Origin of the sequence: Streptomyces sp. NRRL F-5123, from assembly GCF_000721495.1 — a bacterium.
GTDB lineage: Bacteria > Actinomycetota > Actinomycetes > Streptomycetales > Streptomycetaceae > Actinacidiphila.
The window spans coordinates 1-16,324 of the sequence record NZ_JOHY01000062.1 but is presented as its reverse complement, the minus strand read 5'-3'; the positions used below and the strand labels follow the sequence as shown (position 1 = coordinate 16,324).

The window sequence follows — 16,324 nt, the reverse complement described above, 5'->3', positions numbered from 1 at the left end:
ACGGGCGTCACAGTCGCAGGACGACCAGGGCGGTGTCGTCGGTGGCGCCGTCCGGCGGCAGCAGCTCGTCCAGCAGCGCGTCGGCGAGCTGCTCGGGGTCGGCGGCGCGGTGCCGGGCCAGGGACGTCGCCAGGCGGCCGAGCCCGACGTCGATGTCCTCGCCGCGTCGCTCGATGAGCCCGTCGGTGTAGAGGACGAGCGTCGCGCCCGGCTCGAAGGCGACGACGGCCTGCGGGCGCGGTTCGGGCTCGGGGCTGGCGCCGATCGGCGGGTCGGTGGCCCGGTCGAGGAATTCCACCGTGCCGTCCGGGTGCACCAGCGCGGCCGGGGGGTGCCCGGCGTTGCTGTACGTGATGGTGCGGGCCGGCCAGTCGACGTGCGCCTTGACCACGGTCGTGGACTGCGCGCCCTCGACGGACTCGGCGTAGAGGTTGAGCGCGTCCAGCGCCGCCGCGGGCCCGTCGGTGACCCGGGCGGCGGCGCTCAGCGCGCTTCTGAGCTGGCCCATCACCGTCGCGGCGGTGAGACCGTGGCCGACGACGTCCCCCACCGCCACGGTGGTGCGGTTACCGGGCAGGTCCGCCATGTCGTACCAGTCGCCGCACACGTTGAGCGCGCTCACCGCGGGCTGGTAGCGCACCGCGGCCCGGTGGTCGACCGGGCGGGTGGTGGGCAGCAGCGCGGACTGCAGGGCGAGGGCCACCTCCCGCTCGTGGGCGTGGGCGCGGCGCAGCCGCATGTTGAGCTCCTGCAGCTCGCGGGCCCGCATGTACAGCTCGGCCTCCAGCTTGCTGTGGCTGGCCGGGCCGCCGTTACGGGCCTTCATGAAGGCGGTGACCTCCTCCACGCGGTGCACGATGAGGGCGACCTCGCCGTCGGCGTCGAGCACCGGGGTGTTGATCGTGCTCCAGTAGCGCTCCTCGAAGACGCCGGGGCGGTCCGTGCGCTCCACGTCGTAGCGCTGGAGGGGGAGCGAGTCGCGCTCGTGGGTCGCGAGGACGTGGCGCAGTGAGGCGCCGAGGTTGGCCGGGCCGTTCGCGGAGTCGGCGCGTTCGGGGCTGTCGGGGAAGACCTCGAAGATGTAGCGGCCGGCCAGGTCTTCGGGGCTGTGGCCGGACAGGCGCGTGTAGGCCTCGTTGACGTCGATGTAGCGCAGCTCCGTGTCGAGCAGCGCGATGCCCGCCGGGAGTCCCTTGTAGACCGCCCGGTAGTCGATCCCCGGATCGCCGCCGTCGCCTGACACGTGCCTGTCCGTCCGCCCTCGGTGCCGCTGCTGACTCCACCATCGGACCACAGGCGGCGCCCGGCCGCCTGCCGAGCGGGGGCCGCCCTGCGGCAGGCGGGTGCGGCCCCGGCGGAGGGCCGCACCCGGATGGTCGGCCGGTGAGGCCGGTCAGAGGCGGTCGGGGGTGCGGATGCCCAGCAGGGCCAGGCCCTGGCGCAGCGTGCGGGCGGTCAGCTCGCACAGCAGCAGGCGGTTCTCCACCTGGGCGGGGCCGCCGTCGGCGGTCAGCACCGGGCACTGCTCGTAGAAGGTCGTGAACAGCGACGCGAGCTGGTACAGATACGCCGCGAGCCGGTGCGGCTCGTACACCTCGGCGACCTCGGCGAGGGTGTCGCCGAACGCGTCCAGATGCAGGCCCAGCGCGCGCTCGGCCTGCTCCAGCGGCAGCTCGGGGTGGGCGGCGGGCTGCTGGTCCCCGGCGGCCTTGCGGAAGATCGACTGCGTCCGGGCGAAGGCGTACTGGATGTAGACGCTCGTGTCGCCGTTGAGCGAGACCATCCGGTCCAGGTCGAAGACGTAATCCCGGCCGAGCGAGGTCGACAGGTCGGCGTACTTGACCGCGCCGACGCCGACCTGCACGCCGTTGGTGAGGATCTCCTCCTCGGACAGGCCGATCTTCTCGCCCTTGTCCCGCACGACCGCGGTGGCCCGCTGGACCGCCTCGTCGAGCAGCGCCTCCAGCTTGACGCTCTCCCCGGCCCGGGTCTTGAACGGCTTGCCGTCCTTGCCGAGCAGGGTGCCGAACGGCAGGTGCCGGGCGGAGACCGCGTCGGTCAGCCAGCCGGCCCGGCGGGCGGCCTCGAAGACCATCTTGAAGTGCAGCGACTGCCGGACGTCCACGACGTAGAGGAGCGTGTCGGCATGCAGCTCGCCCGTCCGGTTGCGGATCGCGGACAGGTCGGTGGCCGCGTAGCCGAAGCCGCCGTCCGACTTGCGGACGATCAGCGGGACGGGCTCGCCGTCCTTGCCCTTGATGTCGTCGAAGAAGACGCACAGCGCGCCGTCGGACTCGACCGCGACCCCGGACTTCTCCAGCAGCTCGCACGTCTCGGCGAGCATGTGGTTGTAGCCGGACTCGCCGACGATGTCCTCGTCGCGGATCTGGATGTCGAGCTTGCTGTAGACCGAGTCGAAGTAGATCTTCGACTCGTCGACGAACCGCTGCCACAGTGCGACCGTCTCCGGATCGCCCGCCTGGAGATCCACCACCCGGCGCCTGGCCCGCTCCTTGAACGCCTCGTCGGACTTGAACAGCGCGCCCGACGCCTTGTAGAGCCGGTCCAGCCGGGACATCGAGGCCTCGCCCGCGTCCGCCTCGTCGGCGGTGTGGTCCAGCTCGTGCGGGTGCTCGATCAGATACTGCACGAGCATGCCGAACTGCGTGCCCCAGTCGCCGATGTGGTGCCTGCGGACGACCTGCTCGCCCCCGAACTCCAGGATCTTCACGATCGCGTCGCCGATCACGGACGAGCGCAGGTGGCCGACGTGCATCTCCTTGGCCACGTTCGGCTGCGCGTAGTCCACGACGGTGATGCCGGGGTGCGCCTTGAGCGGCACGCCGAGCCGCTCGTCGGCGGCGCGGGCCGCTACGTTGCGGGTGATCGCGGCGTCGGCGACCGTGATGTTCAGGAAGCCGGGGCCGGACACCTCCACGGCCGCGATCGGGTCGTCGCCGGACTGCTCGGCGGCGAGCCCGGGCAGCGCCTCGACCACCTGGGCGGCGAGCGCCTGCGGGTTGGTCTTCTGCCGCTTGGCCAGGCCCAGCACCCCGTTGGCCTGGAAGTCGGCCCGGTCGCTGCGTCGCAGCAGCGGGTCGGCACCCGCGGCCGACGGCACGGCCGCCGCGAGGGCGGCCGAGACACGCTGCTGGAGCGAAGCGGAAAGGGAAGCGACCGAGGCCATGAAGGGTGCCGTTTCGTGTGTCGGGATCGTGGGCTGCTCGGGACCGGGCTCCGTGGTGGGTGAGACCCAGGTTTTGAGCAGACCCAGTCTCCCACGGCGGCCGGAATCGGCGAGCAGGTTATCCACAGGGGTGGGGGCGGGGGCGGGTTGTCCACAGGGCGGCCCGGCGGGGGGCGAGGGTCTGGGAGAATCGTGGGAGCGGGACGCCTCCGGGGCGGCCCGCCCAGCAGGGGAAAGGACAGAGCAGTGGCTGCCAGCACCGAGACCGACTGGGTCTCCCGTTTCGCGGACGACGTCATCGCCGAGTCGGAGCGTCGCGCCCCCGGGAAAACCGTCGTCGTCGCGTCCGGGCTGAGCCCCTCAGGCCCGATCCACCTGGGCAATCTGCGCGAGGTCATGACGCCCCACCTGGTCGCCGACGAGATCCGCCGCCGCGGTTACCAGGTGCGCCATCTGATCTCCTTCGACGACTTCGACCGCTACCGCAAGGTGCCGAACGGGGTGCCGGGCGTCGACGCGTCGTGGGCCGAGCACATCGGCAAGCCGCTCACGTCCGTGCCCGCCCCCGCGGGCTCCGCGTACCCGAACTGGGCGGAGCACTTCAAGGCGCAGATCGTCGCGTCGCTGGCCGAGCTGGGCGTGGAGTACGACCCGATCAGCCAGACCGAGCAGTACACGTCGGGGGCCTACCGCGAGCAGGTGCTGCACGCGATGCAGCACCGCCGGGAGATCGACGAGATCCTCGCGCAGTACCGCACGAAGAAGGCGCCCGCCAAGCAGCAGCAGAAGCCGCTCGACGAGGCGGAGGTCGCCGCCGCCGAGGGCTCCGGCGCGGCCGCCGAGGACGACGGCAGCGGCAGCGGCGCGGAGTATTACCCGTACAAGCCGTTCTGCGCGGAGTGCGGCAAGGACTTCACCACGGTCACCGCGTACGACGACGAGACGACCGAGATGACGTACACGTGCACGTGCGGGCACGGCGAGACGGTGCTGCTGCGCGAGTTCGACCGCGGCAAGCTGGTCTGGAAGGTCGACTGGCCGATGCGCTGGGCGTACGAGGGCGTCGTCTTCGAGCCGTCCGGTGTCGACCACTCCTCGCCGGGGTCGTCCTTCCAGGTCGGCGGACAGATCGTCGGGCCGATCTTCGGCGGGAAGCAGCCCATCGGGCCGATGTACGCCTTCGTGGGCATCTCCGGCATGGCGAAGATGTCCTCGTCCAAGGGCGGAGTGCCGGTGCCGGCGGACGCGCTGCGGATCATGGAGCCGCAGATCCTGCGCTGGCTGTACGCGCGGCGCCGCCCCAACCAGTCCTTCAAGATCGCCTTCGACCAGGAGATCCAGCGGCTCTACGACGAGTGGGACGCCCTGACGCGCAAGGTCGAGGAGGGCGCCGCGCTGCCCGCCGACCAGGCCGCTTACAGCCGCGCGGTCGGCACCGCGGCGGGCGAGCTGCCGCGCACCCCGCGGCCGCTGCCGTACCGGACGCTGGCATCGGTCGCCGACATCACCGCGGGCGCCGAGCAGCAGACGCTGCGGATCCTGTCGGAGCTGGATCCGGAGCGCCCGATCGCGACGCTGGACGAGGTGCGCCCGCGGCTGGACCGGGCGGAGGCCTGGATCACCACGCAGGTGCCCGCCGAGCAGCGCACGGTGGTGCGGGCCGAGCCGGACGAAGGCCGGCTCGCCGCGCTGGACGACGCGGGGCGCGGCGCGCTGAAGCTGCTGCTCGACGGGCTGGCGTCGCACTGGTCGCTGGACGGCCTGACGACGCTGGTCTACGCGGTGCCGAAGGTCCAGGCGGGCCTGGAGCCCGACGCCAAGCCGACGCCCGAGCTGAAGGTCGCCCAGCGGGCGTTCTTCGCCCTGCTCTACGAGCTGCTCGTCGGCCGCGACACCGGCCCCCGGCTGCCGACCCTCCTCCTCGCGGTGGGCCAGGACCGCGTCCGCACCCTGCTGGGCGCGCCCGCGGCCTGACGGCCTGACGGCCTGACCGGCGCACCGGCCGGGAGCCGTATCCGCCGCCGGACTCCTGGCAGCGGGCGGTGCCTGGCCGGTGCGGCGGGGGCCGGGAGGCGAGGGATGCTTCGTGGGTGGCGCCCGGCCGGTGCGGCGGGGGCCGGGAGGCGAGCGATCCGTCGTGGGGGACGCCCGGCCGGGGGGTCGGGTGCCCGTCCGTCGTGGGCGGCGCCCGGCCGTGCGGGCGGTGCCGCGGGGCGTGAGGGCAAGGCCGTCAGGGTGACATCGGTGGGGCGCGGCGTCGGCAGGGGGGCGCCGGGGGGAACCATCGGAGGCGCTTGATGCGCCGATCCCGATGGGAGCCCCACCGTATGCCTCGTCTTGCCGCGCGGTTCGCCGCGTCACTCACCGCCGCCGCTGTCGCGGCCGCCCCCGCCGTTCTCGCCTGCGCCGCGCCGGCCGGGGCGGCGGACGCCGTGGTTCAACCGGTCACCGCCGCCGACCTCGGGCCGCGGGGCCCCTGGCTGCGGCTGCAGGACGACCCGGGGAACGCCGGGCGGCCGTTCGGCACGCAGGAGGTCGCGCCCTTCGCCGACCCCGTCCGCTTCAACGGCAGCCTGCACCTGGCCGTGACCGGTGCCGCCGAGGCCGAGCAGTCGCAGGCCGCCCACTACTTCGCCCTGCCGCTGTCGTTCAGCCGGATCGCCGCGTCCCCGCTGTCGTACGACCTCTACGTGAGCTCCGCCGGCTCCACCCCCTCCGCGATCCCCTTCGGTGCGAACCTCCAGCTGCCGGGCTTCTGCGGGGGAGCCTTCACCACGCTCAGCTTCCAGCCGCAGCTGGCCACCGACACCCAGGGCAGGGCCGGCGCGGTCGCCGACATCTGGCGGCACTTCGACACCGGCGGCGCCGCACTGTGGCGCACCTCGCGCGCGGTGGGGTCCTTCGCGGCGGGCAGCGACCACCCGTTCAGCGACTACGTCGCGGCCTGCGGCGGTGCGGGCAGCGGCGCGATCGGCGTGATCGCCAACGTCGGGCGGCTCGGCGACGCGAGCGCGAGCCTGGACACCTACGTCGACAACCTCACGCTCGACGGCACCGTCTACGACTTCCGGGTCGACGGCACCGCGACGGGCAGTATCGACCTCGCGCCCACCACGCCGGGCGGCCCCGGCCACCCCGGCACCTACGACGTCGGCGGCACGCCCGCCCGCGTCGGCGCGCTCCCGCCGTCCCTGCGGGGCGGCGGCGGCAACGGCGGTGGCGGCGGTGGCGGCGGGTGCGACGACAACGCCTGCTCCCTGGTGGGCACGGTCGACTTCACGAGCCCGGCGGACGGCCCGTACTTCACCGACGTCGGCACGCGCCTGGTGCTCTCCCGGCCGGGCGGCCTGCACCCGGACGACGTGACCGTGACCGCGGACGGCGAGCCGGTCGCCCTGACCGAGGGCCCGGACGGCACCCTCGTCGGCACCGTCACCCCGCCGACCGCCACCGACCTGGCACCGGGCGGCACGTACAGCACGGCCCTCACGGTCACCTGCGCCGACGGCTCGACGGGCCCGGTCGGTGTGACCGCCGAACTGCTGGCCCGCGGCTACGAGCCGCTCCAGCCCACCGGCGTCTTCGCCCGCCCGTAGCGGGCGCGGGCGCGCCTACGGGATGTGCTCGATGTCCGACTCGGACTGGAAGCGGTAGCGCATGTCCCGGATGGCCGTGACGAGGGTGCGCTCCTCGGGGGCGGTGCCGCCGTACACGGTCGGGAGGTAGCGGGAGAACTGCCGGGCGTTCGGGAATTCGCCCTTCTCGCGCACGTACTGGCGGTACGCCGCGAAGTAGGCCTCCTCGAGGGAGACACCGTCGGGGAGGTTCAGCGTCGGGTCGACGGGCTCCGGCTCGGGCTCGGGCTCCGGGGCGTACTCCTCGGTCCGCTGGCCCGGGAAGGGGAGCGGCCCGGAGCCGTTCACGCCGCCGTTCGCGCCGTTCGCCCCATTGGGACCCGCGCCGACGCCGAGCGGGCGGTCGCGCTCCGGGCCGGTGGGGATACGGGGCCGGTCCGGCGCGGGCTCCGGCTCGGGGGCCGGGGCCTGGGCCTGGCCGGGCTGGGAGCGCTCCGGCAGCCGCTGGGCGTGGAACCAGGGGCTCCCGGCCGGGCCGTCCGCCTCCCCGCCGGCGTGCGGCTGCGCCCTGACGTCCCCCTGCGGCTGCGGCCCCTGCTGCGGGTGTTGCGCCTGGGGCCCCACCTCGGCGAAGCGGGGGTCGAGCCGCGGGTCGTACTGCGGGTCGAAGCGGGGATCGAGCCGCGGGTCGTACTGCGGGTCGAGCCGGGGGTCGAGCCGCGGGTCGTACTGCTGGTCGTACCGGGGATCGAAGCGAGGGTCGTACCGCGGGTCGAAGCGCGCGTCGTACGCGTGCCCGACCGGCTCGGCGTACGGCCCCGCCCCGGCCCCCGCCCCCTCCGCGCGCTCCGGGACCGCCGCCACCGGCACCGCCCCGGCAGCCGTCGCGGCCTGCGGCGGCGCCGCCTCGGCCTCCTTCTCGGGGACCGGCGCCGCGGCCGTGAGCTCCTTGGGCGCGGGGCCCGCGAGGGGGTCGAGGCCCGCCGCGGCGAGTCCGGCCTCGGCGGTGTCGGCCAGTGGGACCCCGTACTTGGCCAGCCGCAGCGGCATGATCGCCTCGACGGGTGCCCGGCGGCGCCAGGCGACGCCGTAGCGGGCGCGCAGCCTCGCCCGGTAGACCAGCCGGTCCTGCTCGCGCCGGATGACCTCCTCGTACGACCGCAGCTCCCACAGCTTCATGCGGCGCCACAGCCGGAAGGTCGGGAAGGGCGCGAGCAGCCAGCGGGTGAAGCGGACGCCCTCCATGTGCTTGTCGGCGGTGATGTCGGCGATGCGCCCGATGGCGTGCCGCGCGGCCTCGACCGACACCACGAAGAGGACCGGGATGATCGCGTGCATGCCCACGCCGAGCCCGTCGGGCCAGGCGGCGGCGCCGTTGAAGGCGATGGTCGCGGCGGTCAGCAGCCACGCGGTCTGCCGCAGCAGCGGAAAAGGGATGCGCAGCCAGGTCAGCAGCAGGTCGAGGGCCAGCAGGACGACGATGCCGGCGTCCACGCCGATCGGGAAGACGTTCGCGAACCAGCCGAAACCCTTGTCCAGCGCGAGCGAGCGCACGGCCGCGTAGGACCCGGCGAAGCCTATGCCGGCAATGACGACGGCACCCGTGACGACGACCCCGACCAATATCCGGTGCGTGCGGGTCAAACGTATCGCGGCCACCCGCGACCCCTCCTGCGACTGCGACTCGGCAACTGGCGGCCCCAGACTGCCATACCGCGGCGACCGCCCGGCGCCCCCCGGCCCGGACAAACGTACGGATTGCCGCTGCTTTGCGGACGGGCGGGGCGGGGTTTGTTACGCGTTCGCCGCCGCGACCGCCGCGACCGCTTCCTTGGCGGCCCGCAGCGCGCCGGCATCAACGGTGGAGGCGCTCGGGTTCTTCTTGCCCTCCAGGCCCGCGCCGTTGTACTCGACGATCACCACGACGTTGCCGGTGCGCACCAGGAGGGTGTCGTCCTGCGAGGTGACCTTCGCGACGGTGGCCTTGCCCGCGAACGAGAACGCCTGGTCGCCCACGCCCGTGACGGCCGACGCCTTCGCGCCCGTCGTGCTGCCGAGGTCGGCCGCCTGGCCGGTGAAGCGTTCCTTCGCCTGGTCCTCGGCGGGTGAGGCCGGGGTGGAGGCGAAGCGCTGGAGGGTGACGGACAGCCAGCGGTACTGGTAGCCGTCCTTGCCGTTGCCGGTCCAGGAGCAGCCCGCGCGGTCCTTGGCGTCGTCGGAGGTGGCGGGCGTGCCGGCCGGCGACTTGGCCTTGGGCACGATCGCGGTCACGGTCGCCTGGCCGACCGACAGGCAGGCGTTGGGCAGCGTGGCGAACTTCTCCGGTGCGGGCGCCGCCGTCGTCGCCGAGGCGCTCGCGGTGGCGTCCTTGCCCTTTCCGTTGCCGCTGCCCTTGCCGCCGGATCCCGAGCCGGAGTCCGAGCCGGAGCCGCCGGAGGAGCAGCCGGCGAGCAGCAGCGCGGGCACGGCCGCGGCGCACGCCAGCAGCAGGGCCCGGCGCGGTGCGGTGCGTCGTCGTCGTTCCATGGTCCTGGGTCCAGTCGTCGTGAGTCGCGCCTGTGCGGCCGGTCGGCCCTCCACCCTAAGGGGTGCCCGGAGCGGCCCCCGCGCGGCCGGAAGGTCAGCCCTCGACCTTGCGCTCCAGCTGCTTGGCGACCTTCTGGGCGCTTTGCTGCACGTCAGAGCTCTGCGGGGGGGTGCCGGCGGGCGCGGAGGCGGCGCCGTAGCGGATGGTCACGACGACGTTCGCGGTGCGGAAGACGAGCGTCACATCGCGGCGGGTCACGCCCTGGGCGGCCGCGGCGCCCTTGCTGCCCTTGGCCGGGGTGAGGGTGTCGTAGATGAATGCGGCGTTGCCCACATCCGTGAGCCGCCGCGGCCCCCAGTCATGGCCGCTGCCACCCGCGGAGTCCGTGCCGTTCGCGGCTTTCGTGCCGTCCGCGTCGTTCGTGCCGGAGCCGTCGCCCGAGCCGGTCCCGCCGGTGGAGTCCGGGCTGCCGGTCGCCGTGCCCGACGCCGTGGGCGTGGACGTGGCCGACGGGGGAGTGGAGGGCGAGCTGCCGGGCAGCGGCAGCGGCGGGATCGACGCCAGCGCGGCCTGCGCGTCGAAGTCCGACTTGGCCTCGATCTCGTCGCTCACCGCCGGGTCGTACGACACGACCCGCTCCATGTCGATGACCAGCGAGTGGTCGGCGCCGTCCGCGGTCTTCGCGTGCCAGGTGCAGCCGACCCGGCGGTCGGTGTCGTACGTGAGGGACTCCGTGCCGGCGTAGTCCTTCGCGCCCGGCACCACGGCCTTGAGGGTGTCCAGGTCGACGGCGATGCACGGCTGCGGCAGCGTCTTGTACTTGCCCGGCGGGGCGGGCGAGACGGTCTGGTCGGTGGCCTGCGACGACTTGCTGTCGCCGTCCGCGCTGTCCGAGCCGCCGCCCGTGCACGCGGTGAGCGTGCCGAGGCCGCCGAGCGCGACCGCGAGCGCCAGCGCGCCCAGCGCGGCCCGCGGCCTGCGCGTGGAGTGCGCTGTGCGGAGCCCTTGCCTCACGTGCCGCCTCTCGATGTCGTGTGTCGCAGCTGCGTGCCGTAACGGTCCCGGCGCGGTAATTCCTTGGCGCGCTTGAGCGAACCCTGGACACAATGTCTACCGCACGCGGCGCGGAAAGCGCCCGTGGGGGTGGGTTTATCGGGTGACCCGTTGGTCTATTCGACGAATCAGACGTTTCATGCCGTATGGGTGTGAAACTGACGTGTTGTGCGCCATTGATCCGTGATGTCTGGAATGTTCCAGGCGTCCGGCCCGGCCACGCACGGTCGTGCCTTCGTCCCGCTCGTTCCTTCCAGTCGGTCTATGTCCCGGGGGGCAGCCATGTCGTACACCGAAGTACCCGGGGTCCGGGTCCCGATCCGCATGTGGACCGACCCGGCCGCGGTCGAGAGCGGCGCGATGCAGCAGCTGCGCAACGTCTCGTCGCTGCCGTGGATCAAGGGCCTCGCAGTGATGCCCGACGTCCACTACGGCAAGGGCGCCACGGTCGGCTCCGTCATCGCGATGCAGGGCGCGGTCTGCCCGGCGGCGGTCGGCGTCGACATCGGCTGCGGCATGAGCGCGGTGCGGACGTCGCTGACGGCGAACGACCTGCCCGGCGACCTGTCGCGGCTGCGGACGCGGATCGAGCAGACCATCCCGGTCGGCCGCGGCCTGCACAGCGACCCGGTCAGCCCCGGTGACGTGCACGGCATGCCGACGTCCGGCTGGGACGACTTCTGGGCGCGCTTCGACGGGCTCACCGAGTCGGTGCACTGGCGGGCCGAGCGCGCGGCGCAGCAGATCGGCACGCTGGGCAGCGGCAACCACTTCATCGAGGTGTGCCTGGACGAGTCCGGCGAGGTGTGGCTGATGCTGCACTCCGGGTCGCGCAACATCGGCAAGGAGCTGGCCGAGCACCACATCGGCGTGGCCCAGGGCCTGCCGCACAACAAGGGCCTGGTCGACCGCGACCTCGCCGTCTTCGTCGCGGACACCCCGCAGATGGCGGCGTACCGCAACGACCTGTTCTGGGCGCAGGAGTACGCCAAGCGCAACCGCGCGCTGATGATGGGCCTGCTGCAGGACGTCGTGCGCAAGGAGTTCAAGAAGGCGCGGGTCACCTTCGACCAGGTGATCTCCTGCCACCACAACTACGTGGCCGAGGAGCGGTACGACGGTGTCGACCTGCTCGTCACCCGCAAGGGCGCGATCCGCGCGGGCGGCGGCGAGTACGGCATCATCCCCGGCTCCATGGGCACGGGGTCGTACATCGTGCGCGGCCTCGGCAACACCGACGCCTTCAACTCGGCCTCGCACGGCGCCGGGCGGCGGATGAGCCGGAGCGCGGCGAAGAAGCGCTTCTCCACGCGGGATCTGGAGGAGCAGACGCGCGGGGTGGAGTGCCGCAAGGACGCCGGGGTCGTCGACGAGATCCCCGGTGCGTACAAGCCGATCGAGAAGGTCATCGACCAGCAGCGGGACCTGGTCGAGGTGGTGGCCAAGCTCAAGCAGGTCGTCTGCGTCAAGGGCTGAGCCCCGGCAGGGGCGGCCCCCTCGGGGGAGGGGCGCGGACGGCGGAGGGAGAGGCGTCAGCTTTCGGGCGGCGCCTCTTCCTCTTCGTCCTCCTTCTTCTCCGGCTCCCGCTGGACGGAGGAGGCCGTGTCGTCCTCCTCGCGCTGGACGGCCGCGCCCGCGGGTACGGCCGGTGCCGCGGCGGATGCGGGTTCGGCGGCGGGTCCGGACTCGGCGGCGGTGGGTTCGGCGGCGGGTTCGGCCGCGGGGGAGGGGGCGGCCATGACGCGTTCGGCGTTGGCCGAGGCCTCCCGCTCGAAGCGGTCGGAGGGGTCGCTCACCCGGATGCCGCCCGCGGTCTCCGTGCCGTCGACCGGGCCCTGCCGCTGCTGCATGACGTGCGTCAGTTCGTGGGCGAGCGTGGTGCGGCCGGTGTCGGACGCGGTGTCGTAGGCGTCGCGCTGGAAGACGATGTCGTTGCCGACCGTGTAGGCGCGGGCGCCGACCTCGGCCGCCGAGGCGTGCGCGCCGGAGTCGGTGTGCACGCGGACGTCGCCGAAGTCCGCGCCGAGCCGGGACTCCATGTCCGTGCGCGTCCCGGCGTCCAGCGGCTCGCCGCCCCCGCCGCCGACGACGTCGTGCACGGACGACCGGGGCGCGGCCCCGGGTGCCTCCGCGCGGCCCTCGTGCTCGTCCTCGCGCTCGTGGTCGTGCTCGTGCCCGTGCTGCACCTCGCGCTGGAGCACCGCGCCCACCCCGCTGTTGCCGACGAGCCGCTGGAGCACCCCGAACCCCGCGGGGCCGACCACGTCGGTGCGGCCCGCGGCCGCCGCCCTGAGCAGATGGGGCAGTGCCTGCTGCTGCGCGTCGGCGTCCGCGCCCTGCCGGTGGGCGCCTTCGTGCTCGTGGTCGTGGTCGCTGTGGTCGTGCGCTCGCATGCCGGGCTCCTCCCGGAGGGTGCCGTACGGGGTGGTGCGGGTCCAGCGCGACCGGTCAGCCCGTGGTGCTCTGGAGGGTGCCGCCGAGCAGCACGGACTCCGAGCACTGCGAGGGGACGGGCGCCTTGATCGGGCGGCCGACCTCGCGGCAGCCGACGGTCAGGGTGATCCTGCCGCCCGCCGGGACGACGATCGGCGTGACGAAGTGGTAGTCGGAGGCCCGGAAGTCCTCAAGCGCCAGGGTGAGGAGCTGCCCGTCGGCGGTGGCGACCACGAGGGTGCCCGCGTCGCCCTGCGGGTTCTGCACCACGATGTCCGTGACGTTGAAGCTCCTGCCGCTCGCGACGGTGTAGGAGGCGGCCTTCGTGCTTCCGCCGGCCGCGTCCTTGACGCTGATGTTGGTACGCGTCGGCGTCCCGGCCGCGGTGTTCGCGCCGCTGCCCGGGTTGGCGCCGCCCGCGCTGCCCGCCGTGCTGCCGGTGCCGGCGGAGGTGCCGCCCGCGGTCGCCGCCGGGGCGGTGGTACCGGTGCCGGCGGTGCTGCCCGTGCCCGCCGTGCTGCCCGCGGTCGAGCCGGCCGTGGTGCCGGCCGTGGTGCCGGCGGTCGTCCCCGGCGTGGCGGACGCGGCGCTGGCGATGGACTCGGGCGTGATGGCGTCGCGGGCCGCGGACCGTACGGTCGGGCGCAGCAGCCCGTACCAGAGGCCGACCAGGACGCCCGCGAGGATGACCGCGGTGATGATCGCACGCGGCAGCCAGCGCGGCAGGATCGCCTGCTGCTCGTACGTGCCGTCGAGGACGGCGGGCGGGCGGGCGCCGCCGTCCGGGGAGGGCTCGGGCGTGACGAGGACCTGGAAGGCGTGCGTCGCGGGCGCCCCGCGCCAGATCCGGCGCACCGGGCGGGCGTTGAGCCGCGACAGCTTCGTCTCGCCGCAGGGAATGGTGAGGTCGGCGGGCTCCAGCGCGAACTTCACGCGCTCGCCCATGCCCTGGGCGGCCAGCGTGACGGTCAGCGGCGTGTTGCCGCGGTTGTCGACCGCGGCCTCGTGCCGGCCGCGCCACGCGCTCTGCGAGGCGCGCGGCACCAGTTCGGCGGAGACGTCGGTGAACGGCAGTACGTCCAGCGGCCGTTCGGCCACGACCGGCAGGTTCGCGTCGCTCGTCGGCACCAGCCGCAGGCCCAGCGTCGTGGTGCCCGGGGCGGTGCCGGGCGCCCGCGGCGGGCGTACGTGCACCTGCGCGCTGCCCGAGGCGCCCGGGTAGAGCGACAGCCGCTCGGGCTCCACCGCGGTCCACTCGGCACAGGGGCCGACGGGTTCGAGGCGCAGCTCCTCCACGGTGGTACCGGAATTGGCCACCTGGACCAGCAGCGTCACATCGCCGCCGGGCTCCACGGCGACGGCACCCTCGTCGAAGCTCGCCGAAATACTCATACGCGTCACCGTAGGAGCGGAAGTTTTCCTTCCGGAGTGGCCGTGCAGGAAGTCTTTCGGGCAGGAATGGGTTCGCTTTGAGTCATCGTACGTCGCTTCAGGGAATATCAGGATGACAGAACGGGAACTCCAGATGCCGACAGTGCACGTCAGGGGTTTGAGACCTGCGCACGAAAGGGGGAGGGAATGTGAAGGAATTGAGTGTCGACCGGATCGCGGTCGATCTTCGCGCCTGGGATCCGATCTCTCAGGCGGGAGTGGCGAGCCAATTGCGGCTGCGACCGGAGGTCCGCCTGCTCGACCGAGATCCCGAGGCCGCGTCCGTCGTCGTGGCGGTCGTCGACGCGGTGGACGACGAGGTGCTCGGTGTGCTGCGCCGGATCCACCGGGCGGGGAGCCCGCGCGGGGTGCTCGTCGTGACTCTCATCGACGAGAATCAGCTGGTCAAGGCGGCGGAGTGCGGCTTCATCGGAGTGATCCGCCGCTCCGAGGCCTCGCCCGCGAAGCTCGTGGAGGTCATCGGCGCGGTCGCCCGCGGCGAGGGCTACGTCCCGGCGGACCTGCTGGGCGGGCTGCTGGTGCAGGTCGGGCGTTTCCAGGGCGACCGGACGAATGCGCACGGGCTGAATCTCAGCCGGCTCAACGAACGGGAGATCGAGGTGCTGAGGCTCGTCGCCGAGGGGTGCAGCACCGCGGACATCGCCCTGAAGCTCGCATATTCCGACCGCACGATCAAGAACATTCTGCACTCGGTGATGACCCGGCTCAATCTGCGGACGCGTTCGCAGGCGGTCGCGTATGCGATGCGGCAGGGGCTGATCTGACGGTCAGTTCGCTGGTGATCGTTTTTCCGTGGGCGACCCGGAAAAACGATCACCAGGCGCGGAAAAGCCCTGGGGAAAGATCACTGGCGCCCGAAGAACTCCACTTCCGCGATGGCCAGCCGGTGGCCGCCGGTCGCGCCGTAGCTGGCGTCGGTGGTGAGCCGGACCCTGGCCACGCCGGACGCGTGGACGTCGAAGGTCTGCGGGCCCGCCTGGTCGTGCAGGGTGACCGTGTGCGTGGTCGGGCGGCCGGCGGTGTCGTAGAAGGTGAGGGTGATCCGGGACGGGCGGGCCTGCGTGAGGAACGTGCCGTCGTCCGCGGAGCAACCGGGGGTGACGATGACCGTCACGAGGTGCACGGCCTGCGGGAAGCCGGCCTCCACGTACTGTCCGGCGCCCGCGCCCGGGGTGGCCGGGGCCCAGTAGCGGTTCGCGTAGCCGTCGAAGGCCATGCCCGCCGGGTGCGCCGGGTCCGCGGTGGACGCGGTCGCGCTGTTCGGGTGCAGCGGGGCCGGCTTCGCCGAGCGGTCCCGGATGTTCGAGACCAGGTCGGAGAGCTGGTCCCGGACCAGCCAGCCCACGAGCGCGAGCACGACGGCCACCGCGGGCCACACCGCGCGCGGCCGCAGCCTGCGCCGGGTGCGGCCGGGCGGGCGGTAGCCGGCGGCGACCGCGCGCTCCGGCCGCCGCAGCAGCCGCCGCCACCACGGCAGCGGCGCCTCGGGCACGGGGGCGGGCGCCGCCGGGGGCGGTGCCTGCGGGTCGAGCACCGCGCCGCACCGCGCGCACAGGTGCCGGTCCGCGGGGTTGGCGGCGCCGCAGCTCGGGCACGGCCGGTCCGGCAGCCGCACGGGCTCGGCGGCGGGCGGCTCCGCGCCGAGGTCGAAGAAGCCGGTCACGGGCTGCGGCCGGTCCGTCCGCTCCCCCGGCCGCCGCGCCGCGGCCGCGTCCGGCACGATGGGCCCGCTCCGCGGGTCGGGCGGCGGCAACGGCACCGCGGCGGGCTGCCCCGCGAGCGTCCCGGCACTGACCGGCCCCTCCGCGGAGGGCCGCGGCGCGACCGGCCCTGCGGGCGGGGGCGGCGGAGCCGGTGCCGTTGCCGGTGCCCGCGGCGGCGAGGGCGGCACCGGCGGCGGCACGGGCTCGTACGGCTGCGGCGCGGGCCCGAACCCCTGCGCGGGGCTCGGCGGTTGCGCGGGCGGGGGGCCGTATCCCTGCGGGGGCGGCCGGCGGCGGGAGTCCGGGCCGGGTTGGGGCGCGGGGCCGTAGCCCTGTGGCTGTCTCTTATACACATCTGACGCTGCCGACGACTCCTTACGTGTAGATCTCGGTG

Annotated in this window: 12 protein-coding genes; 4 read left to right on the top strand and 8 right to left on the bottom strand. The window is 73.8% G+C overall.

Annotation, left to right across the window (positions count from 1 at the left end; genetic code table 11):
* Positions 1 to 7: 7 nt before the first annotated feature.
* Together IH54_RS0132885 and argS are read right to left on the bottom strand one after the other, a co-directional pair.
* On the bottom strand, positions 8 to 1,243 hold the full coding sequence (locus tag IH54_RS0132885; protein ID WP_031524020.1) for a PP2C family protein-serine/threonine phosphatase: 1,236 nt from the start codon (positions 1,241 to 1,243) through the stop codon (positions 8 to 10).
* 150 nt (positions 1,244 to 1,393) lie between these two features.
* Positions 1,394 to 3,187 (bottom strand): arginine--tRNA ligase, encoded by a 1,794-nt coding sequence (argS, locus tag IH54_RS0132880; RefSeq protein ID WP_031524017.1) that lies wholly within the window; start codon positions 3,185 to 3,187, stop codon positions 1,394 to 1,396.
* A gap of 246 nt (positions 3,188 to 3,433) precedes the next feature.
* Between argS and lysS the strand changes: the two genes are divergently transcribed.
* Both lysS and IH54_RS0132870 read left to right on the top strand, forming a co-directional pair.
* Positions 3,434 to 5,161, top strand: coding sequence for a lysine--tRNA ligase (gene lysS / locus IH54_RS0132875; RefSeq protein ID WP_031524014.1), 1,728 nt, complete (start codon positions 3,434 to 3,436; stop codon positions 5,159 to 5,161).
* A gap of 353 nt (positions 5,162 to 5,514) precedes the next feature.
* Positions 5,515 to 6,783 carry a hypothetical protein gene (locus tag IH54_RS0132870; RefSeq protein WP_031524012.1) on the top strand — a complete coding sequence of 423 codons (1,269 nt, stop codon included), beginning with the start codon at positions 5,515 to 5,517 and terminating at the stop codon, positions 6,781 to 6,783.
* 15 nt (positions 6,784 to 6,798) lie between these two features.
* On the opposite strand, the gene IH54_RS0132865 is transcribed toward IH54_RS0132870, so the two are convergent.
* From IH54_RS0132865 to IH54_RS0132855, 3 genes are all read right to left on the bottom strand, one after another.
* A complete protein-coding gene (locus IH54_RS0132865) occupies positions 6,799 to 8,421 on the bottom strand; it encodes a DUF2637 domain-containing protein (protein ID WP_031524009.1) in 1,623 nt (540 codons plus the stop codon).
* Between the two features lie 135 nt (positions 8,422 to 8,556).
* The gene (locus IH54_RS0132860; protein WP_031524007.1) at positions 8,557 to 9,288 is read right to left on the bottom strand and encodes a hypothetical protein; all 732 of its coding nucleotides are present in this window, start codon (positions 9,286 to 9,288) and stop codon (positions 8,557 to 8,559) included.
* A 94-nt stretch (positions 9,289 to 9,382) separates the two neighbouring features.
* Positions 9,383 to 10,303, bottom strand: a complete 921-nt coding sequence (locus IH54_RS0132855) for a DUF3558 domain-containing protein (protein ID WP_031524005.1) — start codon at positions 10,301 to 10,303, stop codon at positions 9,383 to 9,385.
* A gap of 321 nt (positions 10,304 to 10,624) precedes the next feature.
* Here IH54_RS0132855 and IH54_RS0132850 point away from each other — a divergent pair, with 321 nt between their 5' ends.
* On the top strand, positions 10,625 to 11,818 hold the full coding sequence (locus tag IH54_RS0132850) for an RtcB family protein (RefSeq protein ID WP_031524004.1): 1,194 nt from the start codon (positions 10,625 to 10,627) through the stop codon (positions 11,816 to 11,818).
* A gap of 56 nt (positions 11,819 to 11,874) precedes the next feature.
* Here the strand turns inward: IH54_RS0132850 and IH54_RS0132845 are convergent, their stop codons facing one another.
* Positions 11,875 to 12,735 carry a DUF4157 domain-containing protein gene (locus IH54_RS0132845; RefSeq protein ID WP_031524001.1) on the bottom strand — a complete coding sequence of 287 codons (861 nt, stop codon included), beginning with the start codon at positions 12,733 to 12,735 and terminating at the stop codon, positions 11,875 to 11,877.
* 55 nt (positions 12,736 to 12,790) lie between these two features.
* Positions 12,791 to 14,167, bottom strand: coding sequence for a hypothetical protein (locus IH54_RS0132840; protein WP_031523999.1), 1,377 nt, complete (start codon positions 14,165 to 14,167; stop codon positions 12,791 to 12,793).
* Positions 14,168 to 14,355: 188 nt separating this feature from the next.
* Here IH54_RS0132840 and IH54_RS0132835 point away from each other — a divergent pair, with 188 nt between their 5' ends.
* Positions 14,356 to 14,991, top strand: a complete 636-nt coding sequence (locus tag IH54_RS0132835; RefSeq protein ID WP_031523996.1) for a helix-turn-helix transcriptional regulator — start codon at positions 14,356 to 14,358, stop codon at positions 14,989 to 14,991.
* A gap of 80 nt (positions 14,992 to 15,071) precedes the next feature.
* Here the strand turns inward: IH54_RS0132835 and IH54_RS0132830 are convergent, their stop codons facing one another.
* Positions 15,072 to 15,947: a zinc ribbon domain-containing protein gene (locus IH54_RS0132830; protein WP_234344135.1), complete on the bottom strand. Its 876-nt coding sequence runs from the start codon at positions 15,945 to 15,947 to the stop codon at positions 15,072 to 15,074.
* Positions 15,948 to 16,324 lie beyond the last annotated feature (377 nt).

Coding starts and splice junctions, on each gene's coding strand:
- argS (WP_031524017.1), bottom strand. CDS start 3,187: ATGGCCTCGGTCGCTTCCCTTTCCGCTTCGCTCCAGCAGCGTGTCTCG.
- IH54_RS0132870 (WP_031524012.1), top strand. CDS start 5,515: ATGCCTCGTCTTGCCGCGCGGTTCGCCGCGTCACTCACCGCCGCCGCT.
- IH54_RS0132860 (WP_031524007.1), bottom strand. CDS start 9,288: ATGGAACGACGACGACGCACCGCACCGCGCCGGGCCCTGCTGCTGGCG.
- IH54_RS0132850 (WP_031524004.1), top strand. CDS start 10,625: ATGTCGTACACCGAAGTACCCGGGGTCCGGGTCCCGATCCGCATGTGG.
- IH54_RS0132845 (WP_031524001.1), bottom strand. CDS start 12,735: ATGCGAGCGCACGACCACAGCGACCACGACCACGAGCACGAAGGCGCC.
- IH54_RS0132840 (WP_031523999.1), bottom strand. CDS start 14,167: ATGAGTATTTCGGCGAGCTTCGACGAGGGTGCCGTCGCCGTGGAGCCC.